Origin of the sequence: Bacillus cereus group sp. RP32 (genome assembly GCF_040459735.1) — a bacterium.
Classification (GTDB): Bacteria; Bacillota; Bacilli; order Bacillales; family Bacillaceae_G; genus Bacillus_A; species Bacillus_A wiedmannii.
Map to the genome: position 1 here is coordinate 723,954 of NZ_JARVHO010000001.1, position 15,612 is coordinate 739,565.

Genomic DNA, 15,612 nt, shown 5'->3' on the forward strand with positions numbered 1-15,612 from the left:
GTATCATGCCGGGGAGAGGAGTTCAATCATTTCTCATTCAATCACACCAGAATTTGTAATGTTTACGGTGTATTTTACAGTGACGGGGACATCTTTGTACATCTGTCTCCATTTTTCTAATTTGAATGGACGATAATGTTGCTTATATTTAGCCCCTAGTCCAAGGGGGTCGACGCCTAAAGATTTAAACTGCTTAATTAATTTAGCAGCTTGTGTATTTAATTGTTTTTGTACATCTTTTTCAATGTTTTTTGTGTTCTTGTTATTTTCTAAGTTAATTTGTTTCGATAGTTCTTGAATGCGCGCCTCAAGATGAATGTGAATGAAGAAAGAAGGCTTTCCATTTTTAATTTTTATATCGTAAGTTGGAACAGAAAGAATGTTATTAATCATTACGTACGCAGAATCGGTTTTAAATTCATGTGAATCTAATTTATGTTTTTCTAATAGCCCTTTAAATATGAACATATCTTTTTCCGCAATTTTACCGATATATTTATCCTTTTTAAAAAGGCCGATTCCAGTGATTTTTATTTTATCACCATGCTTTTTTAAAATTGGAATATAGTAGTCTTTCCCTTCTTGATAATAACGGAATGCTCCTACATGCAGATTATCCGTTGGTAAAGGACCCGTTTCCATGTTATGCTCTAACAATTTTTTTATATAAATTGCAACATTGTATGAAGTCGTATATTTTCCTTTCAAAAGTTCAGTACCATTACCTTCAAGTAAAGCAACATATAAAGCGTTCCCTATATTCACATCTCGAAGTAATGTATCGAATGAAGTAGACATGCCTTTTTTGGCAAGTCTTATAGTATATAAAGCAACACGCATTTGTCCACTAGCAAATGGTTGGGAAGACTCTAAAGATGTGTCTGCTTTTACTTGTTTTACAGCGTTTGCGGTACCTTCAAAAACTTGAACTTTATTTCCTTTTTTCTGAATGGGACAAACGAATGTTACTTTTACTTTATTATCCTTTGCTGTATCAAAAACGGTTCCTTGAATAAGTTGTACATCATCGATAATATTTTTTTGTAAACATCCAGTTAAACTAAAAAGTGCTATACAAGAAATAAGTATTAATTTGCTTTTGATTTTTTCCATTTTCTTTTCACCCACACAATAATAAATAGGATTGGGATGTATACATAAATAAGCCAAAAACTCCCCTTTGATGCATTACTAATAAAATTATTAATATCGTGTCTGTTTGTTAAAAGTTGTGAAACAATGAGAGTGATAAAGATAAAAGCGATTAAAACACCTCTTTGTTTTACACGGAATATTTCATGGGTTGCTCTCATTGATGCCCATAAAGGGAGGATAAAACTTGAAATAATAACGAGTGCATAGCCTGAAATTGCAATATATTCTAGTCTTTCTATAAATGGTAATTGAATGACTTGGGTCATAGAAAGTTGGGCCCATATCGTTTTTAACAATTGTTTTTCACTAAAAAATACAAAGGCTAAAAGGGTGCTAAATAAATATAGAAGATTTGAAAATAGTGCTCCAAGCTGAGCGTATTTATGAGATTGCATAGGCTTTTTCACAAATGGATACACCATGAGGTAAACTTCAAAACCGGTCATACTGTAGATTGACACTTGAGCGGATTTTAAAATGTCTGAAAAAGAATGTGTGAATATAGGTAATAAATTATCCCAATGTGAGTATTTCAAAACGAATAAGCTTAGAAATAAATATCCTAATGTACCACCAACAGAGATGACGCAAATACCGGTAATGACACGAAATCCAGAAGAGATAATGTAATAGCTAACTAAGCACAAAAAGAGTGTTAACATCCACGTGGAAGCAGTTGGGAACATCCATACTTGAATAATTTCAACATACGTTCGAATAACCGAAATACTGACGATTAAAAAATAGGCTGCAAAGATGATATTAAAGACATTCCCTATCCACTTTCCAAACGTTTGTCGTTGTAAATCAATTAAATTTCCGTTTGTTTCTTTTAATAAAAAATACATCATCCATATAAGGAGATGGATACAGAGTCCTGTGATTAGAACGCCTATCCAGCCGTCGTATCCAGCGGTCTTGGCAGTAATTCGAGCGAAGCCGAGAACGCCAGCTCCAAACTGTGCACCGTGAATTAAGAAGAAGACAAAAACAGGTGATATTTGATATTTTTCTTGAACTTTACTCATCAATGCACCTCATTCCTTAATCATCAAAGTCTGATCTATGTTTTGTTGAAATTCCTTTCGCTGCTTTTTTTACATGTTGTGGTCTTGCTTGTACATCTCTTGTATCAATCATTGTTAAGGGAAAACGAATCCAAGAGTCCTTAACGGATTGTTGTCTCGTTGGATAAAACAAAGCGTACGGTTTACGTAAGGAAGTGAGCCTGAATAGATGAGTAAATAAAAAGATAAATCCAAGAGAAATCCCGAACAATCCGCCTATTTCTGCAAACATAAGAAATGGAAAACGTAGTAGTCGAACTGCATTACCCATTTTATAAATAGGTGTAATAAAGGAAGCAAGTGCTGACAAGGCAACGATAATTAATAAAATGTTACTCGTTAACCCAGCTTGTACAGATGCTTGTCCGATTACGATACCGCCTACAATACCGAGTGTTTGACCAACTTTCATTGGTAACCTCGCGCCAGCTTCTCTTAATAAGTCGATTGCAAGTTCTAAAAAGAGTGCCTCAATTAAAGGTGGGAACGGTACTTGTGCCCTTGATAAAATCAAAGTCTCAAGTAAATCACTTGGAATGAGTTCGTAATGATAATTTAAAATTGCAACGTATAACGGTGTAGCACAAATTGAAAATAGAACGGCGATTAATCTTAAAATCCTTGAAAATGTAGCGTATAACCAGGAAACGTTATAGTCTTCTGGCGAAATGAAAAAATCAAAATAAGATACAGGTGTTAGTAGAACGCTTGGAGAACCATCCACAAAAATAGCGATTTTCCCATCAATGAGTGCTTTTGTAACTCTATCAGTACGTTCTGTATTGATATAGAGGGGGAAAATTGACTTTTCTCCCATTAGTTCTTGTATATAAGCACTATCATTAATTTGATCATATTCAAGAGCGCGTAATGACTCCTCGAGAAAATCTACATTATCTTTTTCAGCGAGGTTGTCTAAATACATCATGACAACCTTTGTTTTGGAAAACTCACCGACAATCATTTCTTTTGTTTGTAAATCTAAAACTGGAAGACGTTTTCGTACTAAATTAATATTTGTATCAATATCCTCTACGAAACCTTCTTGAGGACCGATAACAGTTGATTCATTTAAAGGAGGTGTTGGTGCGCGATAATTATCAATTGCAATGTTTGCGAGCATACACTTTTGATCTTGCTGATTCAATTGAATAATTGCATGCCCTTTTAAAACCATATCCTCAATTTTTTGTAAATCGTTCGTAATTGTAATGCCGCTCATCGGAATATGTTCTTTCAGCTCTTCTAGTGAAGCGTTAGGTCGTTCTAAAAGAGTAGGCATTAAATACTTTTGCAATTTCTCACCATCAAGCGAAGGTCGATAGTAAGAAATCCAATAGGGCATCGTTTCATCGTCGGATGTATGGTAATTAACAAAATCACTAGACTTTTTGAGCTTTTCTATTAAATCTTGTAGAGAATGAATACGGTCTTTTTCTGGTTTTGTAAAATCATAAATACTATTATTTCTGGAGTGTTGCTGTTGATCTTGAGATGAGTCATTTTGTTTAGAACTTTGCTGTTTATCCTGATTCGAATCATCTTGTTTAGAGTCTTGCTGTTTATCCTGATTCGAATCATCTTGTTTAGAGCTTTGTTGTTTATCCTGATTCGAATCATCTTGTTTAGAGCTTTGTTGTTTATTCTGATTCGAGTCGTCTTGTTTAGAACTTTGTTGTTTATCCTGAGCTGATTCGCCTTGCTTAGAATGATGCTGCTTATCCTGATTCGAATCATCTTGTTTAGAGCCTTGTTGTTTATCCTGATTCGAGTCGTCTTGCTTAGAACTTTGTTGTTTATCCTGATTCAAATCATCTTGTTTAGAGTCTTGTTGTTTATCCTGATTCGAGTCGTCTTGCTTAGAACTTTGTTGTTTATCCTGATTCGAGTCGTCTTGTTGAGAACTTTGTTGTTTATCCTGAGCTGATTCGCCTTGTTTAGAATGTTGCTGTTTGTCTTGAGAAGAATCCTTGTTTTCCTCTTTTTTTTGCTCGCCATTGTTATCTTTATTATGCTTCATACTTCTAGTCTGTTTTTGGTTATCATCCTCTTGATTGTTAAGTTGTTGCTCCGAGTTATCTGTTTCGCTTTTCTCTGTTGTATTTGATTTTTTTTTCTTACGTAGCCAATTCCAAATCATATGTATGCCCTCTTTAATTGTGTAATATAGTGCTATTTTGTGGCTAATTTTGTATATTATTCATTTATTTATGAAAAGGAGGAGGAGATTGGTTTGCATAGAAAAAATCCTTTAGTAAGCAATTCATACTATGTCAGGAAGAGGGCGAGTCTGTGCAATTTGTGAAAAAAGAGAAGTTTATTTCAAAAGAGTTTACATTTCAAAATGGCAGGGAAATTCCTGTTCAAATGGGGTATGAGACGTATGGTATTTTAAATAGAGAGAGGTCAAATGCGATTTTGGTTTGTCATTACTTTAGTGCAACGAGTCATGCGGCAGGAAAATATACGGCGCATGATGAGGAGTCTGGCTGGTGGGATGGTTTAATTGGACCAGGAAAAGCAATTGATACAAATAAATACTTCGTTATATGCACTGATAATCTTTGTAATGTGCAGGTGAAGAACCCTTATGTGATGACAACAGGACCGAAATCGATTAATCCGAAAACTGGAGATGAATATGCGATGGACTTTCCGGTTTTTACATTTCTTGATGTAGCTCGTATGCAATATGAGTTAATCAAAGATATGAGGATCTCGAGGCTATATGCTGTAATGGGACCGTCAGCTGGCGGGATGATTGCACAGCAATGGGCTGTTCATTATCCTCATATGGTAGAGCGGATGATTGGTGTTATTACGAATCCGCAAAATCCAATTATTACGTCGGTAAATGTAGCGCAAAATGCCATTGAGGCTATTCAACTAGATCCAAGTTGGAAGGGCGGAAAATACGGAGAAGAGCAGCCAATGAAGGGGCTTCATTTAGCAAATAGAATGATGTTTATGAACGCGTTTGATGAGCATTTTTATGAAACAACATTTCCTCGTAATAGTATAGAAGTAGACCCTTATGAAAAGATTTCTACATTAACATCATTTGAGAGAGAAATAAATAAAGTTACAAAAAGAAGTATAGCTTTAGTAGATGCAAATTCGTGGATATATACTGCGAAAGCAGTTTTATTACATGATATTGCGCATGGATTTTCATCTTTAGAAGAGGCACTGTCTAACATAGAAGCGAATGTACTTATGATTCCGTGCAAACAAGACCTGCTTCAGCCATCACGTTATAATTATAAAATGGTAGATATTTTGCAAAAACAAGGGAAATATGCGGAAGTGTATGAGATAGAAAGTATAAATGGGCATATGGCGGGAGCGTTTGATATTCATTTATTTGAAAAGAAAGTTTATGAATTTTTAAATCGGAAAGTGTCTAGTTTGGTGTAGAAAATAAATGGTGTGAAAAAGGTGCGATGTATGTAGTAGGCACCTTTTTTTACATGATTTGTAGACGGAAAATATATGTGGCAATTGCTATACCGAAGAATGCGATACTAAGCAATAGAAATAAGAATGACATTTCTTGTGGTGATTTTATCTTTTTATTATTCTTCATACTAAGTGCAATAATTGCGGCGATTAAGAAAATGATGCCCGTAATGAAAAGAAAAAGTGTCATTTTCATTGGCTCCTTTCATAAAACAAGTATATTGAGGATACAATGCACGAGTTATGTTTGTAAAGAATAAGTTTTGCGAGAAAATTGAGAAATAAAATTTCCATTCTTTGCGTTCTTTCTTTCGCATGCTAAAATTGACTAGATCTGCTTGTTTAAGGAAGAGACTAAAGGTTTTATTGTATATAAGGAGGAACGAAATATGACAGAAGTTAAAACAATTACTACAGAAGAAGTGCAAGAGCGTTTAGAAAATGGAGAAACGTTATTTTTAGTAGACGTAAGGGAAGATGAAGAAGTAGCAACAGGGAAAATTCCAGAAGCTGTACATATTAAAATGGGCGATATCCCAAATAAAGTAGATTTCTTTGATAAAGAGAATGAATATATCTTTATTTGTCGTTCGGGGATGCGCAGTGAAAATGTATGTCATTATTTAAATGAGCAAGGATTTAAAACAATGAACATGGTTGGCGGTATGCTTCAATATGAAGGTGAAATTAAATAAGTAGTTAAAAAAACTTGAAACGTGTTTGTTTCAAGTTTTTTTCTTTTGCATACAGTGTACAAAAGGGGGATAGGTAAATGGGGATTAACTTGCGGAAAGTAAAAATTATTAATAATACAGGGGCTGTTAATGTCGGTGACTGTTATGATATCTCACCTTTAGCTGTAGCAAAAATATACGCAGGTGCTGGAGGATCGAGTGCGGCTATTTTTTTAAATGGGAAAAGACAGTCAGAAGCGGTGATTAGAACATCAGTGTTTCTTCCGCCATTAGCAACGAGTACACGTACATTAGGTTCATAGAGGAAAGGTAGAGTGTAATTATGCCTGCTCATATAAAAGAGTTTGTTATTGTGAATAACACTGGGAATATATTTACTGGTGATAATTTGAGTGATACGTCATTTACTGCTACGAAATCGTATAGTGGCTCAATGGGGTGCACTTGGATCGATGTTGTTACAGTAATAGGGACGGAGACGAAGCTTTGTTTACAGCCAGGTGATTCGGTGACGACAACATATACAAGAGGCACTCCTGCTGGTACTGTAACAGGAACAAATATGGGGCAAAGTGTAAACGCATCGAGTATAGCACAAGCTGTCCCTAATACAGATAATATGGATTCAACTGCTGGACTCCCTTAAGGAATTAAGGGGGTTTTTATTTATTTGAAATAAAAATAGTCTTTGAGATTGTTTTTATAAATACATATTAAGAAGAGGTTTGTTTCATGTAAAAAAGATGGTGTGTAGGTGGTGGAAGTGTGAAAGAGCGCGATAAACAAAATTCATTAAACTCTAATTTCAGAATTTCACCAAATCTTATTGGACCTACTTTTCCTCCTGTTCCAACGGGATTTACTGGCATTGGGATTACTGGTCCAACCGGTCCACAAGGTCCGACTGGCCCACAAGGACCAAGAGGATTGCAAGGTACGATGGGGGAGATGGGCCCGACAGGTCCTCAAGGTGTCCAAGGGATTCAAGGACCAGTTGGACAAATGGGTGCAACTGGTCCAGAAGGACAGCAGGGGCCACAAGGATTGAGGGGACCAGAAGGAGCAACAGGAGCGACAGGCCCTCAAGGGGTGCAAGGGTTACAAGGTCCGATTGGTCCAACCGGAGCGACTGGGGCACAAGGTATACAGGGGATACAGGGATTACAGGGGCCAATTGGAGCTACTGGACCTGAGGGACCTCAAGGAATACAAGGAGTGCAAGGAGTACCAGGAGCAACTGGTTCGCAAGGAATACAAGGACCTCAAGGGATACAAGGCTCACAAGGACCGAGTGGAAATACGGGAGCAACAGGAGCGACAGGTCAGGGGATTACTGGTCCGACTGGCATAACAGGTCCAACAGGGATAACAGGTCCATCTGGAGGACCTCCTGGTCCAACGGGGCCAACTGGTGCGACAGGTCCGGGGGGCGGACCGAGTGGGAGTACAGGTGCGACGGGAGCAACAGGAAATACAGGGACAACAGGAAGTACAGGTGCAACTGGAGTAATGGGAAATACAGGTCCGACTGGAAGTACAGGAGAAACAGGAGCACAGGGACTGCAAGGAACCCAAGGGGTTCAGGGGATTCAAGGGATAACGGGGGCAACTGGAGATCAAGGAACACAAGGTATACAAGGGGCTATAGGACCTCAAGGTGCAACCGGAGCAACTGGAGATCAAGGTCCACAAGGAATCCAAGGAGTACCAGGGCCAACAGGAGAAACGGGAATACAAGGAGTTCAAGGGCTTCAAGGCCCGATGGGTGAGATAGGACAAACAGGCCCAGAAGGCCCAGAAGGGATTCAGGGTCCGCAAGGAATACAAGGGGTGCCAGGACCAGCTGGAGCAACCGGTCCAGAGGGTCCGCAAGGTATACAGGGAATTCAAGGGCCAATAGGAGCAACCGGTCCAGAAGGTCAACAAGGAATTCAAGGAATCCAAGGGGTTCAAGGTGTAACAGGAGCAACCGGAGCACAAGGAGCAACTGGAATACAAGGTGTACAAGGGAATATAGGTGCAACAGGTCCAGAGGGGCCGCAAGGGGTTCAAGGTACTCAAGGGGAAATAGGTCCAACAGGTCCAATGGGAGCACAGGGAATTCAAGGTATTCAAGGGATCCAAGGTCCGACGGGAGCACAAGGAGTGCAGGGGGCACAGGGAATTCAAGGAATCCAAGGTCCAACAGGAGTAACAGGAGATACGGGCGTAACTGGAGCGACAGGGGAAGGAACTACAGGACCGACAGGAGTAACTGGTCCAACAGGGATAACAGGTCCTTCTGGAGGGCCTGCAGGACCGACTGGTCCAACGGGGCCATCAGGTCCGACGGGAGTGACAGGTCCATCTGGTGGACCACCTGGACCAACAGGAGCAACCGGGGCGACAGGCTCAACTGGAGTGACAGGAGCGACAGGAGAAACAGGAGCAACTGGAGTGACTGGCTTACAGGGTCCCCAAGGAATTCAAGGTGTTCAAGGCGAAATAGGCCCAACCGGTCCGCAAGGTGTTCAAGGTCCACAAGGGATTCAAGGAGTAACTGGAGCAACAGGAGATCAAGGCCCTCAAGGAATTCAAGGATTGCAAGGAATCCAAGGTCCAACTGGTCCACAAGGAATTCAAGGAGACCAAGGCCCACAAGGAATCCAAGGTGTGACAGGAGCAACAGGTTCACAAGGTCCGCAGGGAATTCAGGGGATACAAGGGGTGCAAGGTCCGACCGGTCCACAAGGCCCAACCGGAATTCAAGGTGTTCAAGGCGAAATAGGTCCAACCGGTCCACAAGGCGTGCAAGGATTGCAAGGTCCACAAGGCCCAACAGGGGATACTGGGGCAACCGGAGCACAAGGTCCCCAAGGAATTCAAGGTCCACAAGGCCCAACGGGATCCACTGGAGAAACCGGAGCGACCGGTCCTCAAGGAATTCAAGGCCCACAAGGAATCCAAGGTCCAACAGGCCCGACTGGAGCGGGAGCAACCGGGGCTACTGGAGCAACGGGTGTGACCGGAGTTAGTACAACTGCAACGTACTCATTTGCAAATAATACATCAGGAAGTGCTATTTCTGTTCTGTTAGGTGGTACGAATGTACCGTTACCGAACAATCAAAATATTGGTCCAGGGATCACTGTTAATGGTACGAATACGGTATTCACAGTTGCGAATGCAGGGAATTATTATATAGCTTATACAATTAATATAACGGCAGCTTTACTCGTAAGTTCACGTATAACTGTAAATGGGGTTCAACTTGCAGGAACCGTTAATTCACCAGCAGTAGCTACAGGTTCGTTTAATGCGACAATCATTGCTAATTTGCCTGCTGGAGCTGCTATTAGTCTGCAGTTATTTGGATTACTTGCAATAGCTACATTATCTACGACAACACCAGGAGCTACACTAACTATTATTAGGTTAAGTTAATAGGGAGAAAACCTTGGGGCTTTTATGCTTCAAGGTTTTTTATCTCGTTATAAGTAGGAAGTCTAATTGGTTAGGAAAGTTTCACTTTATTCACTTGAGCAAAAACATCGCAGTTCGAAAATATATTATAATAGAATGAAAAGAGAGAAATTTGACAGAAAGGGAGGGTGGCGATGCAGGAGATGGTTACAGATTTTTTTGGACGCCCACTTCAAGATTTGCGCATATCTGTCATTGATCGTTGCAATTTTAGATGTACATATTGTATGCCAGCGGAAGTTTTTGGGCCAGATTATGCTTTTTTGAAAGATGAGTTTTTACTGACGTTTGATGAAATTGAGCGTTTGGCAAAACTATTTGTTAGCATCGGTGTACGAAAAATTAGACTTACTGGTGGCGAGCCACTACTGCGTAAAGATTTAACAAAACTTATTGCTCGTCTCGTGAAAATTGAAGGGTTAGTAGATATAGGGTTAACGACAAATGCAATTCATTTAACGAAACAAGCAAAAGCATTAAAAGAAGCTGGATTACATAGAGTAAATGTTAGTTTGGATGCAATAGATGACGATGTATTTAAGGACATTAATGGCCGGAATATCAATACGAAACCTGTTATAAAGGGAATTATGGCTGCAAAAGAGGCCGGGCTTGATGTAAAGGTAAATATGGTTGTGAAAAAAGGGATGAATGAACATCAAGTACTTCCGATGGCTGCTTATTTTAAAGAGCAAGGAATCACACTTAGGTTTATTGAGTTTATGGATGTTGGTAGTACAAATGGATGGAACTTTGATCAAGTCGTTACAAAGCAAGAATTAATTGAAATGATTCATAGTGTGTATCCACTTGAGCCAGCTGAAGCGCATTATTTCGGTGAAGTTGCGAAGCGATATCGTTACGTTGGAACAAATATCGAAGTCGGTTTTATTACTTCTGTTTCAGAGTCATTTTGTTCCTCTTGTACGAGAGCAAGAATTTCGGCAGATGGAAAGTTTTATACTTGCTTATTTGCGACAGAAGGATTGGATGTAAGGGAACTTCTTAGAGGAAATCTTTCGGATGATGAGTTAGTAAGCGTTATACAAGATGTATGGATGAATAGAAAAGACAGGTATTCGGATGAACGGACAGAAGAAAGTGCAAAGAATCGTCCGAAAATTGAAATGTCTTATATAGGAGGATAAGAAAGGGGGCTATCGTATGCAGGAGCGATATTCAAGACAAATATTATTTTCTGGTGTTGGAGAAGAAGGTCAGAGAAAAATTAGAGAGAAGCATGTGCTTATTATCGGTGCTGGTGCTCTCGGGGCAGCGAATGCAGAAGCAATTGTTAGAGCAGGTGTTGGCAAAATAACAATTGCGGATCGTGATTATGTAGAATGGAGTAATTTACAAAGGCAACAATTATATACAGAAGAAGATGCAAAGCAATATAAACCAAAGGCGGTAGCAGCAGCAGAGCATTTACAAGCGATTAATTCTGAGGTGAAAATAAATCCGGTTGTGACTGATGTAACAGTGCAAGAAATGGAAGAGCTAGTGAATGATGTAGATTTAATATTAGATGCGACAGATAATTTTGAAACGCGTCTTCTTATTAATGATATTTCACAAAAGTATAATATTCCGTGGATATATGGTGGTTGTGTCGGAAGCTACGGAGTAACGTATACAATTTTACCAGGAAAAACACCGTGTTTCCGCTGTTTAATGGAACATCCAGCGAGCGGGGCAACATGTGATACGGCTGGTATTATACAGCCGGCAGTACAATTAGTAGTTGCGCATCAAATAACGGAAGCGCTGAAAATATTAGTAGAAGACTATGGGGCACTTCGCGAAACGATGTTATCGTTTGATCTTTGGAATAATCAACAGATGGCATTTAAAGTGAATAGGCAGAAAAAAGACACATGTTTATCTTGCGGAAGATTACGTACATATCCGAGTTTAACATTTGAAGCACAAACGAAAACAGAAGTGTTATGTGGCCGAAATACAGTACAAATCCGTCCAGGTGTGCGGAATGAATTTAATTTAGAAGAAATTAAAAAGCGCTTACAAAGAAGTGTGGATGTAAAAGCTACTCCGTATTTATTATCATTTCCGGTGGAGGAATTTCGTTTTGTTTTATTTACAGATGGCAGGGCGTTCATTCATGGAACGAATGATATAAATATAGCAAAACGCTTATATGCAAGATATATAGGTTGAACCTAAAGGAAGCCCTTTAGGTTCAACGGAAAGAAGATTAAGACTTTCTCGTATAATCTCCACTTTTTCCACCTGTTTTTTCAAATAAGTAAGTTTCGCCAATAATCATACCTTTATCAACAGCTTTGCACATATCGTACACAGTAAGAGCTGTAGCGGAAGCGGCTGTTAAAGCTTCCATTTCAACACCGGTGCTACCTTCTGTTTTAACTTTTACTTCAATAAGTAATCGATATTGTTCTTCGGATTGTTTCCAATCGAAAGAAACGTCAACACCTTTTAATAATAAAGGATGGCACATTGGGATAATATCAGAAGTGCGTTTCGCAGCCATAATACCTGCGATTTGTGCAACTGCTAATACGTCACCTTTCCCAATTTCATTGTGAGAGATTTTATCGTAAATCTCTTTTGTAACGACAATGCTAGAGCACGCAATTGCTGTTCGGACGGTTACTTTTTTGTCACTTATATCAACCATCTTCGCGCGTCCTTGGTCATTAAAGTGTGTGAATGAAGACATGGAATTCCTCCTTGAAGTAATTTCTATTTAATATATAAAGTTTAATCGAGATAAAAAAAATTGCAAATATGAGGTGAGAAACGATGATAGAAAAACGAATTCCAATTCAAGTTGCTGAGGCAGTAGAGAGAGTAATGGAATATGCGAAAAATGGTGAAGTAGAAGAGGTTTCTATTACGGAAAGTTACGGGAGAATTCTTGGGGAGGATGTTATCTCTGATCATGACGTTCCTCATTTCGATCGTTCTCCTTACGATGGTTTCGCGATTCGAGCAGAAGATACGAAAGAAGCAAATCAAGAGAATGCGATTGAGTTTGAAGTAATAGGAGAAATCGGGGCAGGATCTGTTTTTCCAGAAGAAGTAGGACCTTTTCAGGCGGTTCGTATTATGACAGGAGCAGCTATTCCAGAGGGGGGGAATGCAGTCGTAATGCTAGAGCTGACGGAAGGTTTTGAGAAGAATGGAAAAACATATATGAAGGTAAAGCGTCCTTTTAATAGTGGTGACAATGTTTCATTTAAAGGGGAAGATATAAAACGAAATCAAGTTCTCGTTAAGAAAGGTGTTGCAATCAATCCAGGTGTTGCCGCCTTATTAGCGACGTTTGGATATAGTACTGTGAAAGTTGTAAAACAGCCTGTTGTTGGTATCGTGACGACAGGAAGTGAATTGTTAGAAGTACATGAGTCGTTACAGCCGGGGAAAATTAGAAATAGTAACTCGTATATGATTGCAGCTCAAATTATGAAAGCCGGAGGGAAAGTGCGTTATTATGGTCAACTTGCCGACGAGTTAGATGCATGTTTTGCAGCTGTTCAATCGGCGATGGATGAGGTTGATATTTTAATTACGACAGGCGGTGTGTCGGTAGGAGATTATGACTACTTGCCAGCTATTTATGAAAGATTACAGGCGAATGTACTCTTTAATAAAATAGCGATGAGACCAGGAAGTGTAACGACAGTAGCTGAAGTTGATAGAAAGTTACTTTTCGGTTTATCAGGAAATCCGTCAGCTTGCTACGTAGGCTTTGAGCTATTTGTGCATCCGGTTATAAAAACATATTTGTATGCGAAAGAACCCCACGTATATAGAGCAGATGCTATTTTACAAAAAGATTTTCCGAAGCCAAATCCGTTTACTCGTTTTGTAAGAGCAAACGTGACAATCGTGGACGGGGCATTACAAGCGATGCCGGTCGGTTTAGATAAATCGAGTGCGGTCTCTTCACTCGCCGATGCGAATGCTTTTATTGTGTTGCCTGGAGGAACGAGAGGATTTGAGGCAGGGATGAAAGTATCTGTATTATTGTTAGAGCACGACGAGGGATGTGATTGGCCATGGGCAAAGCCCCTTCAATCTTACAAATAGTAGGATATCAAAATAGCGGAAAAACAACGCTTATTGAGAAAATTGTATATGCATTAGCTGAACGAAAAATGAAAGTTTCTACAATTAAGCATCACGGGCACGGAGGTTTTCCAGAAGTAGCGCAAAAAGATAGTGAAAGGCACCGAAAGGCTGGGGCTGTTGTCAGTAGTGTAGAAGGCGCTGGATTACTTTCACTGTCGTCATTAAGAGAGGAATGGTCCTTGCAAGAAATTATTCGCTTATATGAGTTTTTTGAAGTGGATACAATTTTAATAGAGGGCTATAAAAAAGAGAGATATCCGAAAGTAGTATTACTTCGTTCTGCGGAAGACGTTGAACTTTTACATAAAGTAGAAAATATAGTAGCCGTTATTACGTGGCATGATGCACCTGCAAACTTACGAGAAGAATATAAAGTATTTCATATAACAGAAGAAGAGTTGTATATAGACTGGTTTATACAAACGGTAAGGAGTACGAAATGACAAATACGTATTATGAAGTAATTGATACAGAAATCTCGATTGAAGAGGTAGCAAAGAAGGTTATTCGCCGCGAATGCGGTGCTGTTACAACATTTATTGGAACGGTTAGGGAGTTTACGAAAGGGCGTCGTACATTATACTTAGAATACGTCGCTTACAAAACGATGGCAGAAAAAATGCTAGAGAAAATTGGTTCAGAAGTGAAAGAGAAGTGGCCAGGTACACACGTTGCCATTACACATCGCATCGGTACACTGCAAATTTCTGATATCGCGGTTGTTGTTGCTGTTTCAACACCGCATCGTAAAGCGGCCTATGAGGCGAATGAATACATTATGGAACGCATAAAACAAATTGTTCCGATTTGGAAAAAGGAGTTTTGGGAAGATGGAGACTCATGGATTGGTGATCAATTAGAAAAAACACCATATCCGGCGGGAGAGCCTGGGAAGGAGCTATAAGTATGATTCGAGTATTATTATTTGCGCACTTGCAAGAAGAAGCAGGAACAAGTGAATTACAAATAGAGAAAGAAAATATTACGGTTGCAGAGTTAAAAGCTGTTGTTGCCAGAGAATATAATGTACCAGTTTCAGCGCCAATTATGGTTGCAATTAATGAAGAATATGCGAATGAAGATGATACGATCCGAGATGGTGATGTTGTTGCACTAATCCCACCAGTGAGCGGTGGTTAATATTGGATTCATTAAAACGACTTTCCTACATAGGGAAGTCGTTTTTTTATGGAAGTTTTGCGAACACTAACTTATAGAACAAGGAGGGTGTTATGAAAAAAATATGTGTAGTTATTACAATGCTATGTGCAATCTTTTTCTCTTCTCCAAGTGATTCTTTTGCGAAAGAATCGAGGGAGCAGCTGTTAGAGAGTGCATTATCAAATAGGTATTATTCAGTTATTAGACAAGTGACAGAAGATCAGTATGAATGTGCTTCCGTTATAAATATAAAACGTCTCGGTAAGAATGGTGAGTTCGTTCCTAGATTTGAAATTACGCTACAATTTCTTACGTTCCAAGGTGCACATAATCCGCCGAATGATAAAGTTACACTTATTTTGGAAGATTATTTAGATCACGTAAAAATAAAGAAGGTGGAGCGAGAAAAGAATGTTTCTGGTGCTATTGCAGAAAAAGTTTGTGAACGGGAAAAAGAAAAAATAAAAGCTCACTCTAATGATTCAGAGTGATAACTT

The 15,612-nt window shown here is 39.2% G+C and carries 17 protein-coding genes; 12 read left to right on the forward strand and 5 right to left on the reverse strand.

Features of this window, described 5'->3' with window-relative positions:
- Positions 1-33 precede the first annotated feature (33 nt).
- The 3 genes from gerHC to QCI46_RS03700 are packed head-to-tail and all read right to left on the reverse strand — an operon-like array spanning position 34 to position 4,362.
- A complete protein-coding gene (gerHC, locus tag QCI46_RS03690; protein ID WP_353839618.1) occupies positions 34-1,113 on the reverse strand; it encodes a spore germination protein GerHC in 1,080 nt (359 codons plus the stop codon).
- Positions 1,089-2,183, reverse strand: a complete 1,095-nt coding sequence (locus QCI46_RS03695; protein ID WP_353839619.1) for a spore germination protein — start codon at positions 2,181-2,183, stop codon at positions 1,089-1,091. The genes gerHC and QCI46_RS03695 overlap by 25 nt, the downstream gene beginning before the upstream one ends.
- Before the next feature lie 16 nt (positions 2,184-2,199).
- On the reverse strand, positions 2,200-4,362 hold the full coding sequence (locus tag QCI46_RS03700; RefSeq protein ID WP_353839620.1) for a spore germination protein: 2,163 nt from the start codon (positions 4,360-4,362) through the stop codon (positions 2,200-2,202).
- A gap of 152 nt (positions 4,363-4,514) precedes the next feature.
- On the opposite strand from QCI46_RS03700, the gene QCI46_RS03705 reads away from it, so the two are divergent.
- Complete coding sequence (locus QCI46_RS03705; RefSeq protein ID WP_483299009.1) at positions 4,515-5,639, forward strand: homoserine O-acetyltransferase family protein; 1,125 nt, start codon at positions 4,515-4,517, stop codon at positions 5,637-5,639.
- A 49-nt stretch (positions 5,640-5,688) separates the two neighbouring features.
- Here the strand turns inward: QCI46_RS03705 and QCI46_RS03710 are convergent, their stop codons facing one another.
- Entirely contained in the window at positions 5,689-5,871 is a 183-nt protein-coding gene (locus QCI46_RS03710; protein WP_000171896.1) for a hypothetical protein, read from the reverse strand.
- 199 nt (positions 5,872-6,070) lie between these two features.
- Here QCI46_RS03710 and QCI46_RS03715 point away from each other — a divergent pair, with 199 nt between their 5' ends.
- The 6 genes from QCI46_RS03715 to QCI46_RS03740 all read left to right on the forward strand — a co-directional run bounded on the left by QCI46_RS03715 (position 6,071) and on the right by QCI46_RS03740 (position 12,016).
- The gene (locus tag QCI46_RS03715) at positions 6,071-6,376 is read left to right on the forward strand and encodes a rhodanese-like domain-containing protein (protein WP_353839621.1); all 306 of its coding nucleotides are present in this window, start codon (positions 6,071-6,073) and stop codon (positions 6,374-6,376) included.
- A gap of 77 nt (positions 6,377-6,453) precedes the next feature.
- Positions 6,454-6,678, forward strand: a complete 225-nt coding sequence (locus QCI46_RS03720) for a spore germination protein (protein WP_064474525.1) — start codon at positions 6,454-6,456, stop codon at positions 6,676-6,678.
- Positions 6,679-6,698: 20 nt separating this feature from the next.
- Positions 6,699-7,022, forward strand: a complete 324-nt coding sequence (locus QCI46_RS03725) for a hypothetical protein (protein ID WP_353839622.1) — start codon at positions 6,699-6,701, stop codon at positions 7,020-7,022.
- Between the two features lie 119 nt (positions 7,023-7,141).
- A complete protein-coding gene (locus QCI46_RS03730) occupies positions 7,142-9,799 on the forward strand; it encodes a BclA-related collagen-like exosporium protein (protein WP_353839623.1) in 2,658 nt (885 codons plus the stop codon).
- 173 nt (positions 9,800-9,972) lie between these two features.
- Positions 9,973-10,986, forward strand: coding sequence for a GTP 3',8-cyclase MoaA (gene moaA / locus QCI46_RS03735; protein ID WP_087984854.1), 1,014 nt, complete (start codon positions 9,973-9,975; stop codon positions 10,984-10,986).
- A 16-nt stretch (positions 10,987-11,002) separates the two neighbouring features.
- Positions 11,003-12,016 carry a molybdopterin-synthase adenylyltransferase MoeB gene (locus QCI46_RS03740; protein WP_048540776.1) on the forward strand — a complete coding sequence of 338 codons (1,014 nt, stop codon included), beginning with the start codon at positions 11,003-11,005 and terminating at the stop codon, positions 12,014-12,016.
- Between the two features lie 37 nt (positions 12,017-12,053).
- Here QCI46_RS03740 and moaC read toward each other — a convergent pair whose 3' ends face one another.
- Complete coding sequence (gene moaC / locus QCI46_RS03745) at positions 12,054-12,539, reverse strand: cyclic pyranopterin monophosphate synthase MoaC (protein ID WP_353839624.1); 486 nt, start codon at positions 12,537-12,539, stop codon at positions 12,054-12,056.
- A gap of 83 nt (positions 12,540-12,622) precedes the next feature.
- Between moaC and moeA the strand changes: the two genes are divergently transcribed.
- From moeA to QCI46_RS03770, 5 genes are all read left to right on the forward strand, one after another.
- Positions 12,623-13,912, forward strand: coding sequence for a molybdopterin molybdotransferase MoeA (gene moeA / locus QCI46_RS03750; RefSeq protein WP_353839625.1), 1,290 nt, complete (start codon positions 12,623-12,625; stop codon positions 13,910-13,912).
- Positions 13,882-14,397, forward strand: coding sequence for a molybdopterin-guanine dinucleotide biosynthesis protein B (gene mobB / locus QCI46_RS03755; protein WP_353839626.1), 516 nt, complete (start codon positions 13,882-13,884; stop codon positions 14,395-14,397). Before moeA ends, mobB begins: the two co-directional genes overlap by 31 nt.
- The gene (gene moaE, locus QCI46_RS03760; protein WP_000185929.1) at positions 14,394-14,858 is read left to right on the forward strand and encodes a molybdopterin synthase catalytic subunit MoaE; all 465 of its coding nucleotides are present in this window, start codon (positions 14,394-14,396) and stop codon (positions 14,856-14,858) included. Before mobB ends, moaE begins: the two co-directional genes overlap by 4 nt.
- A gap of 2 nt (positions 14,859-14,860) precedes the next feature.
- Positions 14,861-15,094 carry a molybdopterin converting factor subunit 1 gene (gene moaD, locus QCI46_RS03765; RefSeq protein WP_088609961.1) on the forward strand — a complete coding sequence of 78 codons (234 nt, stop codon included), beginning with the start codon at positions 14,861-14,863 and terminating at the stop codon, positions 15,092-15,094.
- 92 nt (positions 15,095-15,186) lie between these two features.
- Entirely contained in the window at positions 15,187-15,606 is a 420-nt protein-coding gene (locus QCI46_RS03770) for a DUF3888 domain-containing protein (RefSeq protein WP_048540764.1), read from the forward strand.
- Positions 15,607-15,612: the final 6 nt, after the last annotated feature.